Genomic DNA, 14,554 nt, shown 5'->3' with positions numbered 1-14,554 from the left:
ATCATGGTTGATCTACCCACGACCGCGCGCACTGTCATCATTGGCGGCGGGATTATTGGCTGCTCCACCGCCTATCACATGGGGAAATTGGGCTGGACCGACACGGTTTTGCTGGAGCGGAAAAAGCTGACGTCGGGGACAACGTTTCATGCCGCGGGGTTGGTGGGGCAACTTAGAACCTCGGCTAACATCACTCAGTTACTCGGCTACTCGGTAGAGTTGTACAAACGTCTTGAAGCCGAGACTGGCTTGCAAACCGGTTGGAAAATGAACGGTGGCTTGCGTTTGGCCTGTAATGAGGCGCGCTGGACCGAGGTGAAACGGCAGGCGACGACGGCGAAATCCTTCGGGCTTGAGATGCACCTTTTGACGCCGCAAGAGGCGCAAGATTTATGGCCGTTGATGACGATCGATGACCTTGTGGGGGCAGCTTACCTGCCGACCGATGGGCAGGCGAACCCCTCAGATATCACCCAAAGCCTCGCGAAAGGCGCGCGGATGGCGGGGGTGAAGATTTTTGAAGACACCCCGGTGACGCGGGTGATCGTCGAAGGTGGCCGGATTCGCGGGGTGGAAACGCCGTTCGGGACGATTGAATGTGAGAAGGTAATCTGCTGTGCGGGGCAGTGGACGCGGGTGCTGGCGGCATCAGTGGGGGTGAATGTGCCGCTGGTCTCGGTCGAGCATCAGTATATGATTACCGAGCGTATTGAAGGGGTTACACCGGGTCTGCCAACTCTGCGCGACCCGGATCGGCTGACCTATTGGAAGGAAGATGTCGGCGGTTTGGTTTGGGGTGGCTATGAGCCAAACCCGAAGCCTTGGGCGGTGAAAGGCATACCGGAGGGGTTTCATTTCGATTTGCTGACATCGGATTTTGACCACTACAGCCAGTTTATGGAGGATGCGATTGCGCGGGTGCCTGCGCTGGCAACGGCGGGGGTGAAGCAGCTTTTGAACGGGCCAGAAAGCTTCACGCCGGATGGCAATTTCATCTTGGGCGAAGCACCAGAGTTGAAGAATTTCTATGTGGGCGCTGGGTTTAACGCCTTTGGCATCGCCAGCGCTGGTGGTGCGGGCATGGCTTTGGCGGAATGGGCGGCGAAGGGCGAGGCGCCTTATGATCTATGGCCGGTGGATATTCGCCGCTTTGGCCGCGTGCATCAGTCGACCGATTGGGTGCGGACGCGGACACTGGAGGCTTATGGCAAACATTACACGATTGCTTGGCCGTCAGAGGAGATGACCTCGGCGCGACCGACCCGGCGCTCGGCTTTGTATGGGCATTTGCAGGCGGCGGGGGCGTGTTTTGGCGAGAAATTGGGCTGGGAGCGCCCGAACTGGTTCGCCGATTTGTCAGTTGGGGAAGTCGCGGTTGATCGCTACTCCTACCAGCGCCCCGGCTGGTGGGATCAGGTGCGACGCGAGCATTTGGCGTGTCGGGAAGCGGCGGTGCTGATTGATCAGTCGTCGTTTGCTAAGTTTGTGCTGAAGGGGCCGGATGCGGCTAAGGCGTTGAATTATGTTGCGGCGGGGAATGTAGATCGGGCGGTGGGGGCACTGACCTATACGCAGATGTTGAACGCGCGCGGCGGGATTGAGGCGGATGTAACTGTGGCTCGGACGGCTTGGGATGAGTTTTACATTGTCACCGGCACCGGTTTTGCGACGCATGATTTCGACTGGATTTCACGCAATCTGACCGGGAATTGCCAGTTGGTTGATGTGACCTCAGGCTCGGCGGTGCTGTCGCTGATGGGGCCGGAGGCGCGCCGCATTTTGGCGCGGGTTTGCTCGGATGACTTGTCGAATGAGGGGTTCAAATTTGGTACCGCGCGGCGGATTTCGGTCGCGGGTTGCCCGGTTCTGGCGTTGCGGGTGACCTATGTGGGCGAGCTTGGCTGGGAATTGCACATGCCGACCGATGTGGCGGTGACGGTGTATGAGGCGCTGATGGCGGGCGGCGATGTGGTGAACGCAGGCTACCGCGCGATTGAAACCCTGCGGTTGGAGAAGGGGTATCGGGCTTGGGGCGCAGATATTGGGCCGGATCATACGCCGGTTGAGTCAGGCTTGCTTTGGGCCTGCAAGATGAAATCCGGGGTGGATTTCCTGGGCCGTGCAGCGCTTCAGGCGCAACTTTTGGGCGGCGTGAAGAAGCGGTTGGCGGCGTTTACCGTGGATGATCCTTCGGTGATTTTGCTTGGGCGGGAAACAATCTACCGCAATGGCGAGCGGGTTGGCTGGCTGTCATCTGGCGGGTTTGGCCACACTATTAACCAGCCGATTGGCTATGGCTATGTCCGGCGCGAGGCGGTGGATGCGGCGTTCATGACGAGCGGCAGCTATGAGCTGGAGGTGGCGTCAGAGCGGGTCGCGGCCAAACTGCATCTGGGCGCGCTCTATGATCCGACGGGCGCACGGATTAAGGCGTAAGCTGGAACCGGAGGCTTGGCAGGTTGTGGCAGAAGCCTCCGGCGGGAGTATTTTTAAAACAGCATTTCATGAAGTGACAGGCATTCACGCCATAAAGAACTGTTTTGGCAGCAAATATGGGTAGTTTGTGGTGGCGTCGATTTCGATTTTCATGATCGGTGCCATCCATTCGCCCCAGCGTTTATCGACGGGCGATGTCCGTAGATAGGCCTTGGTGGCGTCTAGGTCATCGGTTTCAAAGAAGCCGAACAGGGTCAGTCCGTGGCGGAAAATATTGTAGTTGCGGATGCCGGCTGCGCGCAGCGCCTCCAGCATTTCGGGCCAGATTTCATCATGGCGTTTGAGGTATTCAACCTCGTATCCGGGGCGGACTTCCAGCACCCAAGCGTATCCGGGCATAGTTAACCTTTCCAGTTTTGGAAACAATCGCGCAGCAGGATGGTTTCCGTCAGAACGTCTTCGGTGAGGGTGTTCATGTAATCTTGATGCACGGCCTCAAGCGCCAGATGGCCATAATAGCCCACATCGCGCAGGGTGGCGAACAACGCGGGGAAATTCAGCGTGCCATGGGCGAATTTGGTCTGCAGCGCGCCCATTTTGGTTTGGCGCAGATGGATGTGGGTGGCGTGTTTGGCCAGCGGGTCGATCTCATCCTGACGGTAGCCAAGGCAGGTGAAGTGGCTGTAATCTAACGCCAATCCGATGCCGGTTTGGTCGATCAAAAGTTGGGTCAGGGCGGGGCTTTCGGCCCAGCTTTGCACATGCGGTTCAATGCAAAGGCGGGCGCGGTGGTGGGTGGCGACTTCCAGCAGGGCTTTGAGCGATTCGGTGGCTTGCTGGGCTGCTTGATCGCGAGATTGGCCGGGATTGATGATGCCGGGCAGGATGAAAACCGAGGCGATGTTGGCGGCATCGGCGAAGGTCAGGACGGAGTCGATGTCTTTGATATTTTGAGAGATTGTGCCAGGCAGAGATAGGTTTTGGCCGCTAACGCCTGCGCCAAACAGATGGTAATAGTTCGGGATGCTGACGCCGAGGCTGCGCAGCGGCTCTGCCGCAGCCTTCGGATCAGCGAGAATTTCCGATTTGTTAAGACCTGAGCGGTAAAATAAACCGACGTCCAACGCGCCGATGCCCAAAGCGCGGCTGATGGCGGCACATTCTTGCAAGTTACAGGCGGGGAAAGACCATGATGTAAGGGACAGTTTCATCTTAAGCTTCGATCTGTATGGCAGCGCCTGTGGTCGCAGAAGCATACATCGCGGCGATGGCTTCGGTGACGCGGGCGCCGTTTTCGCCGTTGGCGGGGTTGCCGACGGGTTTTCCGGCGCAGAGAGCGGCAAAATGCGTGACGGGGAGTGTACCGTCATAATTGGCCTCTCCGGGCGCCATTGCATAGGTTTCATTGCTGCCGTCGAGACGCGACAGTTCCAGTCGGGCGCGACCGGATTCGCAATCAAACCAGATCACGCCTTCGGTGCCGTAAAGGCGGATATCGGTATGCATGCCGCGCTGTTTTGGCACGGTGGAGGCACCGGAAAGTGCGACGGTTGCGCCATTGGTGCAACGGCCGACGGCGGCGTCGTAGTAATCGACTCCGGTTTTTGACTTGCCATCAAGACAGTAGATCGACTGGAACTTCACATCCGCGACATGACAGAGCCACGCCAGAGAATGGCTCATCTGGCCCCAGGCATAGCCGCCGGCTTTCGCCGGATCGGACCATGTCGATGCTGGCGGACGGAACAGGTGGTTTGCGGTCTCTAACATCGGCTCGCCGGCCATCAGATCATCCAAAGCGCTGCCCATTTGACAGGCGGCGTGGCGGATCTGGCCGATTCTGCCGCTGCGCACCCACGCGGCGGCTTGCGCGGTGAAGTTTGTGTAGTTGAGGCCGGTGGCGATCAGCACTTCGCGGCCCGCAGCGATACCAGCGGCGGCTATCGCGCGACCGTCGGCGGCAGTGGTGGCCATCGGTTTTTCGACCAGCACATGCGCGCCCGCTTGCAGCGCGGCGAGGGCGGGGCGGGTGTGGGCGATGTGGGGAGTGGAAATGATCACGCCGTCGAGGGCTTCGGTTTTGATCATTTCGGCCACATCGCTGTAGCGGGCGGTGATGCCGAATTGGTCGCCGACTTGGACGAGGCGCGCTGGATCAAGATCACATATGGCGATTTTATCAACGTCTCCCAAGGCTTGCAAGGCTGGTATGTGATTGAAGCAGGCCCACCAGCCGATGCCGACTATTCCGATTTTGGCCATGTTAATTTTCCTGCGCAACGGTGGATTGGATGGTGGATTGGTAGACGTTTTGCATATGCGCCTCGGCTGCGCTTGCGGCTGCGGCGGGGTCGCGGGCCTTTAGCGCTTCCAGCAGGCGGCGGTGGTCTTGCAGCGATTGATCCAGCACGCCGGGGCGTTCCGAGGCGCGTTTGCGGAACTCTAACCCGATCACGTTCAGGGTTTCGCCGATGCGCTTCAGAAAGGCATTGCCGGAACCGATCCAGATGATTTCGTGGAACTCAAAATCGGATTTTCGGAAGGCCAGCGCGTCGCCGATGGTGTCGTGCTGGGCTGTCAGAACCAATTCCAGCCGCGCCAGATCCGCATCGGTGATGTTGACGGCGGCGCGGCGGGCGACATCGGATTCGATCAAGCTGCGGGCGTCATAAAGCTCGCGGATGTTCATTTGTTCGAGTGACAGATAGAACTGGATCGGGCCAAGCAGCGCATCGGGGCCAAGATCAGAGATATAGGCGCCTCCGCCTTGGCGCGATTTCACCACACCGAGCACCGCCAAACCCCGCATCGCCTCGCGCACCGAGGGGCGCGAAACGTCCAGCGATAGCGCCAGATCACGCTCGGGCGGCAGGGCGTCTCCGGCTTTCAGAACGCCGGATTTCACCATGTCAAGGATGCGGCGGACCACCATTTCGGCGACGGATTCGCGCTGGATCGGGGTTTCAAATTCGATGCGGATCGGGTCGGTCATGTTGCAACCTCGGGCTTGAGTGACCTAGGGGTAGGGAGTTTGATGCGCGGGATCACTACCGATGCGATCAGCAATAGGCCAATCACCCCGGTTTGGATATGGCCAGTGATGCTAAGCAGCGCCATGCCGTTGCGCAGGTTTAGAACGATCAGGATTGAAAGCAGGGTGCCGACCAAGGTGCCTTTGCCGCCGAAAATGCTGACGCCGCCGAGCAAAACGATGGTGATCACGTCAAGCTCAAAGCCAGAAGCCACATCACCGCGCACGGCCCCGACGCGGGCGGCGTAGAGCAGGCCTGCGAAGGCGGCGCATACCCCGGACATGGTGAAGATGATGATCTTGTGGCGGGCGGTGTCGATGCCAGCAAAGTCGGCGACGTCTCGGTTCGAGCCGATGACATAGGTTTTGCGGCCGAAACCGGAGCGTTCGAGCAGGATATAGAGCACGGCGAACAGCACCAAGAAAGCGATCAGCGCGAAGGGCACCGGGCCGATCAGGCCCTTTTGACCCAAAGCGGCGAACCAATCGGGGAAGCTGCCGATGCCGCGATCTTCCAGCATGACGCGGGCGAGGCCGCGAAAGCCGATCAGGGTGGCGAGGGTGACGACGAGGCTGGGCAGGCCTAGGCGGGCGACGAACCAGCCGTTGAACAGGCCGCCCGCAATGCCGATAGTCAGGCAGATCAGGATGATCAAGGGCGCAGGGACGCCCATTTGGAAAAGATAGCCGAAAGTGCAGGCGGAAAGGCCCATCATCGAGCCAACCGAGAGATCAATCTCGGCATTGATGATCACGAAGGTCATCACAAGAGCGAGGATGATTTTCTCGATGGAAAGCTGGAACAGGTTGATTTGATTGGAGATGCCAAGAAAATCTGGGACGGCGATGGCATTGAAGGTGAAGACCCCCAAAAGGCAGACGAACAGGAAGCCTTCCCAGCTGAACAGACGGCTCATTGCGCAGCCTCCTTGGATTTCTTGGTGCGGAGTTTGGTGAGGCGGCGCGACAGGATGGTGTCGGTGGCGACGGCGAGCAGGATCAGCGCACCAAGGATGGCTTCGCGCCAGAATTCAGAGACGACGGCCCAGCGAACGAGGGAGGTTTCCAAGAGGTCAACCAAGATTGCGCCGAGGAATGCGCCGATCACCGAGCCGGAACCGCCGAAGATATTGACGCCGCCAACGACGCTGGAGGCCACGGATTTCAACTCAAACCCGAGGCCCGCGACGACGGTGATATTGCCGAAACGGGCGAGGAACATGAAGCCCGCAAGGCCCGCCATCAGTCCCGACAAAGCGAAAGCGGCAAACACCACGCGCTTGGCGTCAATGCCTGCCATGTCCGCGGCTTCGGGATTGGAGCCGACTGCGAACAAAGCACGGGCGGGGCGCAGGCGTGTGAGGCAGAGGTGGACGAGGATCACCACCAATAGGCTGGCGGTGAAGCCGGCGCGGAATTCCAGCGCTCCGATCGAGAACACCGGAAGGTTGGGAAAATCGGTGAGCCATGCCGGCAGGCTGTCGGAGGTGATGGATTTGGCGTTGGAATATTCGACAAGGAACGAGCGGAACAGCGCCATGGTGGCGAGGGTGACGATGATCGACGGCACGCGGGCGTAGGCGACCAAAAGGCCGTTGATGATGCCAAAGCCGGTGCCGACAAGGGCAGCGTAAAGCAACAACAGCAAGGGGTTAAGATCGGGATGGTTTGTGATGATGGAGCCTGTGGCGAAGGCAGAAAAGCCCACGACAGAGCCGACTGACAGGTCGATATTGCGGGTCAGGATCACCAGTGTTTGGCCGGTCGCGATCAGTGCCATGATCGCGACCGAGGATGAAATCCGGTTGAACAGGCGGCCGTTCAGGTAGCCTTCGATCTGGGAGGCGAAGAACAGTATGACGATGGCAAGCACTACCAGCAGCGCGAGGATCCGCAAAGCGGCCGGGGAAAGGCGGGAAAGTAGGCCCATCAGGCGGCGTCCTTTTGTCCGGTGGCAAGCGCCATGATGGATTCTTGAGAGGCATCGGCGTGATTAAGGATCGCCATTTGGCGGCCTTCGCGCATCACCAGAATGCGGTCGCCAAGGGCGAGGACTTCGGGCAAATCTGAAGAAATCACCAAAGCGGTGCCACCCGCGGCTGTGAAGGCGCGGATCAGGGCGTGGACCTCGGCTTTCGCACCGACATCGATGCCACGGGTGGGTTCATCGACAATCAGCAGGTCAGGCGCCATATTCAGCCATTTCGCCAGCATCACCTTTTGCTGATTGCCGCCCGAAAGATTGCCGACGGCAATATCGGTGTTCGGGGTGCGGATGTTCAGCTTTTTCTTGTAATCCCAAGCGGTTGCGATCTCGGCACTGGTGTTGATCAGTCCTAGGGGCGTGAGGTATTTCTGCAAAGTCGCAAGGCTGATATTCCAGCGGATCGGTAGCGCCATGGCAAGACCCAGCTTGCGGCGGTCTTCCGAGACATAGGCGATGCCAGCATCAATCGCTTGCCGCGAGGAGGTGACTTTCAGCGGTTGGCCTTTGTAAGTGACGGCCCCGGCGCTGGTTTTCAGCATGCCAAACAGCGCGAGGGCAACATCAGTCCGGCGCGCGCCGATCAGACCGGCCATGGCAAGGATCTCGCCGCGTTTGATGTCGAAGGAGATGTCTTCAAACACACCGTCGACGCTGAGGCTCTGCACGGACAGCAGAGTTTCCGAGGTGGCGGTGGAGGGCATCTTGGTGAAATAATTGCCAACCTCGCGACCCACCATCTCGGCGATCAGGGTTTGCGGATCGGTTTCGGTGATCAATTTGGTCGAGATGTGCTTGCCGTCGCGGATCACCGAGACCCGGTTGGCGAGTTGAAAGACTTCCTCCAACCGGTGCGAGATATAGACCACAGACACCCCATCATCGGCCAAAGCGCGGGCGATGCGGCGCAACTCAGAGGCCTCATGCGCTGAAAGGCTGGCGGTGGGCTCATCCATGATCAGCACGCGCACGTCTTGGCTGAGGGCGCGGGCGATTTCCACGGCCTGCTGTTCGGCCAAGGACAGACCCGAGGCGATACGGTCGACATCTAGCGTCATACCGATGCGGGCGATTAACTCCTTCGCGGCGCGGCGCATGGCGGGGCGGTTGAGGAACAGGCCGGAAGTGGCCGAAATGAAGATGTTTTCGGTGACATCAAGATCGGGAAACACCATCGGCTCTTGGTAAATCGCCGCAATCCCGCGCATTCGGGCAGCTTTTGAGCCGTTCAGCACAACGGGCTCGCCATCAACGTCCAGCACACCAGACGAAGGTTGATGAATCCCGGTCATGATCTTGATCATGGTGGATTTGCCCGCACCGTTTTCGCCGGCAATGGCATGAACTTCGCCGGGAAACAGTTCCAGCGTCATGTCGGTCAAGGCGGCGGTCATCCCGAAATTCTTCGAGATGCCGCGCAGCGCGAGCGTGGGGGCTAAGGTCATAGGGTCAATCCACAGGGAAGGACGCGGCCGGAGGGACCCCGGCCGCGTGAAAAAGCCTTACTTTGCAGCGGCTTCGACGTTGTCTTTGTTATAGACGGTGAATGGCCCCATCAGGATGCGCTTGGCCCCTTCGCGGCCCGGATCGGCCTCAATCGCGTAGTCGCCCATGCGGCCAGCGGTGAACGTCTCGCCGATTTCGCCCTTGAGCTGCCCAGTTGCGAGGCCATAGGCGGTGAAATAGGTCAAATATCCCAGATCGCGGAAGTCCCACAAAGCGAATTCTGGCGCGCAACCGTTCATCGTGTAGCTGACCATTTCGGACGGCAACCCAAGGCCAGACACTTTAACTTTGTCGCACAACCCCTCGTCCTGCATGGCTTTTGCCGAAGCTTGAATGCCGACGGTGGTCGGCGACATGATCAGGCCAAGATCGGGGTATTTATCGACCAAAGCCAGCGCGCGGTTGTAGGACACTTCCGCTTGGTCATCGCCATATACCACGTCGACCAGTTCAATGTCTTTATACTTCGGATCGGCGGCGAGAGCGGCCTTCATCGACTCGATCCAAGCGTTCTGGTTCGAGGCATCCGGCGTGGCCGACAGCACAGCCATCTGGCCTTTGCCGCCAAGGATGTTCAGCGCCATATCGGCCATCACGGTGCCGATCGAGCCGAAATCGACCTGAGCCACGAACACGCTTTCGCCCTTGCCACCCGGGATCGGGCTGTCCCATGTCACAACCTTGGTGCCAGCGGCTTGCGCGGCTTCGGCGGCGGGCACGATCTGGTCGCCCGCGTTGTTCGACAGCATCACTGCGCCCTGTTTTTGGGTGCCAGCAGTGGTCATGATCTCAATCTGGCCAGCGGTGGAGTTTTCCGGGGTTGGGCCGGTGAATTCCAGCTTGCCGGGGTTGCCGAGTTCTTTATGGGCTTCCTGCGCGCCCTCATTGGCCTGATCGAACACCAGAATACCAAGGAATTTCGGCAGCAAAACCATGTTGGTTTCTTTGCCGGGCTCGAGTTTGATGGTGTCGGCATAGGCGAAATTGGCGGTGGTCAGCATCATCGCGGCTGCTGCACCAAGTAGAACGTGTTTCATTGTAATCCTCCCAGATTTGGTGGCACGAACCCCGTGCCGGGTTATTTCCCTTGGTTTCCCGCAGGTTAGTGTGGAACTGGTTTGCGCGGGTCGTGGCCTGCAAGCGCACGGGCAATGTCGCCTGCAACAAGGTGCTGCAGCTGATGGATCGCAGCTTCGGAATACCAAGCGGCGTGCGGGGTCAGCAGCAGATTGGGGGCCGCGCGCAGCGGGCTGTCGGCGGGCAGCGGCTCGACATGGAATACGTCGAGTGCGGCGGCTGCGATGGTGCCTGCGGTCAGCGCCTGCGCCAAATCGGTCTCGTTGATCAACTGACCCCGGGCAGAGTTTACCAGCATCGCATGCGGTTGCATGGTTTTCAGCCGGGTGGCGTTGAAATACCCGGTAGTCTCGACGGTGGCCGGGGCGTGCAGGCTGATGATATCGGCCTCGCGCAACAGGGCGTCGGGGGTGACTTTACGGACGCCCAGTTCTGCCGCTTGCGCTTCGGTCAGGCCGGGATCGGCGGCGAGAAATTGAAAGCCAAAGCCTTTCAAGCGGGTGTGAACGGCGCGGCCAATGTTGCCCAGACCGAAGAAACCGAAGTTTGTTTTGTTGAAGGGTTTCATTGGCTTGGCGATTTTAACTGCGGCCCATTCGCCCACCCGCACCGAATTGTCCATCGCCACCAGTTTGCGCAGCAAGGTCAAAGCGGCGGCGGCGGTGTGGTCGGCGACCTCGTCAGCGCAGTAGTCGGGGACGTAGCCGACCTTCAGGCCATGCTGTGCGCAGGCGGCGAGGTCGATGTTGTTATAGCCGACGCCGTAGCGGATCACCGTGGCGCCGGGATTGACGGCGGCAGCGGCGGCGGGGCCGAAGCTGGAAAATTGCACGACGACGACATCGGCCCCGGCAACGGCTGCGGCGACTTCCTCGGCGGATTTGCATTGATAGGACGCAATCGCGGCTCCAGCGGCGCGGGCAGCGGCGGTTTCCTGCTCCAGCGCGGGGAAGGTGTAGTCGGTAACGACGACTTTCATGGTGAAACCTTTAGGTAGTCGTGAATGATCTCGCCGGGGACGAGGGTGAAATCGGCGCGCCAGTAGAACCCTTGCAAAGGCTCCCGCACGGGCAGGCGGAAGATCGGCATCTGTGCATTGGCGCGCAGCTCCACCGTGCAGGGGCCTTGCCAACATTCATGCACCACCACGTCTGACAGCTTACGCGAGGTGAGTTGTCGGATCGCCGGGGTACCGTCAATATGGTCGATGGCCTTGAGGTTCAGGTTGGTGGCGAAGTCGAAATAGGGCTTCAGACGGGCCGGGTCGCAGGGCCGCTGTTTGTAGGGCAGGGTTGCGGTAAGCACGTCGATGCCGTTGCGTTCAACGGTGCCGACAAACAGATCGCCGCGTACATCAAGCGTGGGTTTCCCCAGCTTTTTTGGTTGGCCATGGATCTCGCGGCCATGGGTCACGCCAACATCAGACGAGAGCACCAGATAGGGCGAATAGGCGCCCTGCCGAGCGCCAAAAGACGCGCCGAACATCACATTGGCCTCGGCATAGGGGCCAAGCCAATCGGTGTCGTTCATCTTATAGATATGGCAGCAGGCGATATCGCCTTCTGGGCACAGCGGCGGCGGCAAAAGGAAAGCCATCGCGGCTGGGTCTGTGCGCCAATACACCGTTAGGATTTCCGCATTGCGAAACCGAAACGGAAACGGCGGAATCATCGGCGCATCCCACGGGGTGGAAAAGCCGCCTTTGCGGATATCGTCCTCAGTGGGGGGCGTTAAAGTCATTGCATCGCAATCCGGCGCACGACGTCTTCCTGCACTTCGATGCCAAGGCCGGGGGCGTGGATTGGATAGGCCCAGCCGTCTTTGTGCCAGATTTTCTGGGCTAAAAGCTCGTCTTGCACGATCACCGGGAAGGGCTTGAATTCAAACACTTCGGTGTTGGGGGATGCCAAGGAAAGATGCAAAGACGCTGCCGTTGTGATGCCGGTAGACCAAGCATGGGCATTGACGGTTTTGCCGTATTGCGACGCCAAAGCATCGACGCGGCGGAATCCTGTGATCCCTTCAACGCGGGCAGGGTCTATGCCGTAGACGTCCACCGCTTGCACGAATTCCATCTGGCGGCGGTAGCCTGCTTCGGTGAATTCGCGCTCGCCTGAGGCCAACCGGACTTTGGTATTGGCGCGAAGTTTGCGGTAGCCCGCATCATCGGTGACATAGAGCGGCTCTTCGTACCAGCCGATGCCAAGATCGTGCATCCGGTTGGCGACGCTGATGGCTGTATCCACATCCCAGCGCACGCCGTTGCCGATATCGACCAAAATTCCCGCATCGGGGCCAAGCGCAGAGCGTAGAGCGCGGATGAAGGAGACATCCACATCCGGGTCGCCGCCGATATTGCTTTCGCCCTTTTTCGCAAAGCCCAGCTTGGTGGAGCGGAATCCATTAGCGAAAAAGCCTTCCACATCGGCAACGCAAGCGGCCTCGCCCTTTTTGTTGACATGGCTCGAGGCGTTGGCGAGAAGGCGATCATGCTTCAAGCCGCCGAACAACTCATACAGTGGCTTGCCTTCCAGTTTGCCGCGAATATCCCACAAAGCCATATCGACGCCCGAGATCGCCAAGGAGGCCACGCCGCCCTCGCCATACCACCAAACATGACGGCGCATCTTGAGCCAAAGTGTTTCGATATCAATCGCTTCACCCAGCAAGATCGGCGTCAAGCCTTCGCGGATCACCAGCGCGGTCGCCTTACAAGCCTCGGGCCACATGGCGATGCTTTCGCCCCAGCCGACAATACCGTCATCCGTTTCAACCCGCACCAAAACCGTACGTCTGATCGTGCCGAAATCGTTCGGATCGGGGTACTCAATCGGGATCGGCTCGATCCGCGCTATTTTCGTCATATTCCCCCCTCACCGCGTTTGGCTTTATCTTTGACTTGGCCACCAGATCGCGATACTTCGATAATTGGTAAGGCCAATTAGCAATGTTTAGCAATCTGAGGTCAAGAAAAATGTTCAACCTGAGCCCTGTTCCCGTGCCAGATCTGAGTGGCCGCACCGTCTTAGTGACAGGTGCGGGCAAGGGGATTGGTGCGGAATTGGTAAGAATTCTGGTGGCTAACGGGGCAAAGGTGTTCGCTGGAGTGTTCTCGGGCGAAAGCGTCGAAAACCTGCCTGCGGCGGCCACCGTGCTGGCACTGGATGTGACCAAACAGGCGGATGTAGATGCCGCGATGGCATGCATTGCCGCCGAATCGGGGCGGCTGGATGTGCTGGTGAACAATGCGGGCATGATCACGCCGATTGGGCCGCTGGCGGAATTGGCGAGCGATGCGCTGGCTCCGGCGTTTGCGGTCAATGTGATCGGGGTGCATCGGATGGCGATTGCGGCGCTGCCGATGCTGCGGGCCTCAAAGGGAGTTATCGTCAACGCAGGCACCGGGGCGGCCACCACACCGATGGAGGGCTGGACGGTGTATTGCGCCACTAAAGCCGGGATGCGGATGCTGAGCCAAATGATGGCTATGGAACTGGCGCCAGATGTAAAAACGTTTTTCGTCGGCATTCCGCCGACCGATACCGCGATGCAGGGGGCTATTCGTGATGCGGGGTTTAACCCTGTTTCCAAAATCCCGCAGGATAAGCTGGTACGCCCGGCGGTTCCGGCATCGGTGATGGCATGGATGTGTGGGCCGCAGGCGCGCGACGTTGAGGAAGTTTTGCTCGACGTGCGGCAGGAAATTTTCACCAAGATGATGGACCTGCCCGCCTGAGCGGGGCATGGTGCAAAAAATCGGGGTGCGGGCAAACCGGAGGATTATATGGGACGGCTTCAAGGCAAACGTGCACTGGTCACGGCGGCGGGGCAGGGCATCGGGCGGGCCTCGGCAGTGATGATGGCGCGCGAGGGGGCGAAGGTTCTCGCCACCGATGTGAACGAAAAGGCTTTGGCGGAACTGGCAGCAGAGGGCATCGAGACGCGGGTTTTGAACGTGCGCGATCCGGGTTCCATTGCGGCAGCGGCGGCGCTGGGGCCGTTTGAGGTGCTGTTCAACTGCGCGGGGTTTGTGGCGGCGGGCTCGATTCTGGATTGTGATGAGGATCAATGGGCGTTCTCACTGGATCTAAACATGACGGCTATGTACCGGATGTGTAAGGCGTTTCTGCCAGGAATGATTGAAAACGGCGGCGGGTCGATCATCAATATGGCCTCGGTGGCCTCAAGCGTGATCGCGGCACCCAACCGCTTTGTTTATGGGGCGACCAAAGCCGGTGTGATCGGCCTGACCAAGTCCATCGCGGTGGATTTCATCGCCAAGGGCATCCGCTGCAACGCGATCTGCCCCGGCACGGTGGAAAGCCCCTCGCTGGAACAGCGCCTGCGCGACACCGGTGATTACGCGGCTGCGAAGGCTGCATTCATCGCCCGGCAACCGATTGGCCGGATTGGCCGCGCCGAGGAAATTGCGGCTTTGGTGACCTATCTCGCTTCCGACGAATCCACCTATACCACCGGCGTCGCGCATGTGATCGACGGCGGTTGGGCCAATGCATAAG

At 59.5% G+C, this 14,554-nt stretch carries 14 protein-coding genes; 3 read left to right on the top strand and 11 right to left on the bottom strand.

Annotated elements, in window-relative coordinates:
* The first annotated feature begins 3 nt into the window (after positions 1 to 3).
* Entirely contained in the window at positions 4 to 2,436 is a 2,433-nt protein-coding gene (locus Q7V03_RS04055) for an FAD-dependent oxidoreductase (RefSeq protein WP_304924327.1), read from the top strand.
* A gap of 84 nt (positions 2,437 to 2,520) precedes the next feature.
* Here the strand turns inward: Q7V03_RS04055 and Q7V03_RS04050 are convergent, their stop codons facing one another.
* The 11 genes from Q7V03_RS04050 to Q7V03_RS04000 form a co-directional block, all read right to left on the bottom strand.
* Positions 2,521 to 2,835 carry an L-rhamnose mutarotase gene (locus tag Q7V03_RS04050; protein ID WP_304924326.1) on the bottom strand — a complete coding sequence of 105 codons (315 nt, stop codon included), beginning with the start codon at positions 2,833 to 2,835 and terminating at the stop codon, positions 2,521 to 2,523.
* Positions 2,836 to 2,837: 2 nt separating this feature from the next.
* Positions 2,838 to 3,647, bottom strand: coding sequence for a sugar phosphate isomerase/epimerase (locus Q7V03_RS04045; protein WP_304924325.1), 810 nt, complete (start codon positions 3,645 to 3,647; stop codon positions 2,838 to 2,840).
* A 1-nt stretch (position 3,648) separates the two neighbouring features.
* Positions 3,649 to 4,698, bottom strand: coding sequence for a Gfo/Idh/MocA family protein (locus tag Q7V03_RS04040; RefSeq protein WP_304924324.1), 1,050 nt, complete (start codon positions 4,696 to 4,698; stop codon positions 3,649 to 3,651).
* Between the two features lies 1 nt (position 4,699).
* Positions 4,700 to 5,428 carry a FadR/GntR family transcriptional regulator gene (locus Q7V03_RS04035; protein ID WP_304924323.1) on the bottom strand — a complete coding sequence of 243 codons (729 nt, stop codon included), beginning with the start codon at positions 5,426 to 5,428 and terminating at the stop codon, positions 4,700 to 4,702.
* Positions 5,425 to 6,384, bottom strand: coding sequence for an ABC transporter permease (locus Q7V03_RS04030; protein ID WP_304924322.1), 960 nt, complete (start codon positions 6,382 to 6,384; stop codon positions 5,425 to 5,427). The genes Q7V03_RS04035 and Q7V03_RS04030 overlap by 4 nt, the downstream gene beginning before the upstream one ends.
* Complete coding sequence (locus Q7V03_RS04025) at positions 6,381 to 7,397, bottom strand: ABC transporter permease (RefSeq protein ID WP_304924321.1); 1,017 nt, start codon at positions 7,395 to 7,397, stop codon at positions 6,381 to 6,383. Before Q7V03_RS04025 ends, Q7V03_RS04030 begins: the two co-directional genes overlap by 4 nt.
* A complete protein-coding gene (locus tag Q7V03_RS04020; RefSeq protein WP_304924320.1) occupies positions 7,397 to 8,896 on the bottom strand; it encodes a sugar ABC transporter ATP-binding protein in 1,500 nt (499 codons plus the stop codon). Before Q7V03_RS04020 ends, Q7V03_RS04025 begins: the two co-directional genes overlap by 1 nt.
* Before the next feature lie 57 nt (positions 8,897 to 8,953).
* Positions 8,954 to 9,994 (bottom strand): rhamnose ABC transporter substrate-binding protein, encoded by a 1,041-nt coding sequence (locus Q7V03_RS04015; RefSeq protein ID WP_304924319.1) that lies wholly within the window; start codon positions 9,992 to 9,994, stop codon positions 8,954 to 8,956.
* Between the two features lie 65 nt (positions 9,995 to 10,059).
* Positions 10,060 to 11,013, bottom strand: coding sequence for a C-terminal binding protein (locus tag Q7V03_RS04010; RefSeq protein ID WP_304924318.1), 954 nt, complete (start codon positions 11,011 to 11,013; stop codon positions 10,060 to 10,062).
* On the bottom strand, positions 11,010 to 11,774 hold the full coding sequence (locus Q7V03_RS04005; protein ID WP_304924317.1) for an acetoacetate decarboxylase: 765 nt from the start codon (positions 11,772 to 11,774) through the stop codon (positions 11,010 to 11,012). The genes Q7V03_RS04010 and Q7V03_RS04005 overlap by 4 nt, the downstream gene beginning before the upstream one ends.
* Complete coding sequence (locus tag Q7V03_RS04000) at positions 11,771 to 12,898, bottom strand: mandelate racemase/muconate lactonizing enzyme family protein (RefSeq protein WP_304924316.1); 1,128 nt, start codon at positions 12,896 to 12,898, stop codon at positions 11,771 to 11,773. Before Q7V03_RS04000 ends, Q7V03_RS04005 begins: the two co-directional genes overlap by 4 nt.
* A gap of 110 nt (positions 12,899 to 13,008) precedes the next feature.
* Here Q7V03_RS04000 and Q7V03_RS03995 point away from each other — a divergent pair, with 110 nt between their 5' ends.
* On the top strand, positions 13,009 to 13,770 hold the full coding sequence (locus Q7V03_RS03995) for an SDR family oxidoreductase (protein ID WP_304924315.1): 762 nt from the start codon (positions 13,009 to 13,011) through the stop codon (positions 13,768 to 13,770).
* Positions 13,771 to 13,818: 48 nt separating this feature from the next.
* Positions 13,819 to 14,553: an SDR family oxidoreductase gene (locus tag Q7V03_RS03990; protein ID WP_304924314.1), complete on the top strand. Its 735-nt coding sequence runs from the start codon at positions 13,819 to 13,821 to the stop codon at positions 14,551 to 14,553.
* The last annotated feature ends 1 nt before the right edge of the window (position 14,554 follow it).

Source organism: Cypionkella sp. (genome assembly GCF_030652235.1).
GTDB lineage: Bacteria > Pseudomonadota > Alphaproteobacteria > Rhodobacterales > Rhodobacteraceae > Cypionkella.
This window is presented reverse-complemented; position numbering and strand designations above follow the sequence as displayed.

Bases quoted from the DNA above. Each gene is read 5' to 3' on its own strand.
- Q7V03_RS04055 (WP_304924327.1), top strand. From the start codon at position 4: ATGGTTGATCTACCCACGACCGCGCGCACTGTCATCATTGGCGGCGGG.
- Q7V03_RS04050 (WP_304924326.1), bottom strand. From the start codon at position 2,835: ATGCCCGGATACGCTTGGGTGCTGGAAGTCCGCCCCGGATACGAGGTT.
- Q7V03_RS04045 (WP_304924325.1), bottom strand. From the start codon at position 3,647: ATGAAACTGTCCCTTACATCATGGTCTTTCCCCGCCTGTAACTTGCAA.
- Q7V03_RS04040 (WP_304924324.1), bottom strand. From the start codon at position 4,698: ATGGCCAAAATCGGAATAGTCGGCATCGGCTGGTGGGCCTGCTTCAAT.
- Q7V03_RS04035 (WP_304924323.1), bottom strand. From the start codon at position 5,428: ATGACCGACCCGATCCGCATCGAATTTGAAACCCCGATCCAGCGCGAA.
- Q7V03_RS04030 (WP_304924322.1), bottom strand. From the start codon at position 6,384: ATGAGCCGTCTGTTCAGCTGGGAAGGCTTCCTGTTCGTCTGCCTTTTG.
- Q7V03_RS04025 (WP_304924321.1), bottom strand. From the start codon at position 7,397: ATGGGCCTACTTTCCCGCCTTTCCCCGGCCGCTTTGCGGATCCTCGCG.
- Q7V03_RS04020 (WP_304924320.1), bottom strand. From the start codon at position 8,896: ATGACCTTAGCCCCCACGCTCGCGCTGCGCGGCATCTCGAAGAATTTC.
- Q7V03_RS04015 (WP_304924319.1), bottom strand. From the start codon at position 9,994: ATGAAACACGTTCTACTTGGTGCAGCAGCCGCGATGATGCTGACCACC.
- Q7V03_RS04010 (WP_304924318.1), bottom strand. From the start codon at position 11,013: ATGAAAGTCGTCGTTACCGACTACACCTTCCCCGCGCTGGAGCAGGAA.
- Q7V03_RS04005 (WP_304924317.1), bottom strand. From the start codon at position 11,774: ATGACTTTAACGCCCCCCACTGAGGACGATATCCGCAAAGGCGGCTTT.
- Q7V03_RS04000 (WP_304924316.1), bottom strand. From the start codon at position 12,898: ATGACGAAAATAGCGCGGATCGAGCCGATCCCGATTGAGTACCCCGAT.
- Q7V03_RS03995 (WP_304924315.1), top strand. From the start codon at position 13,009: ATGTTCAACCTGAGCCCTGTTCCCGTGCCAGATCTGAGTGGCCGCACC.
- Q7V03_RS03990 (WP_304924314.1), top strand. From the start codon at position 13,819: ATGGGACGGCTTCAAGGCAAACGTGCACTGGTCACGGCGGCGGGGCAG.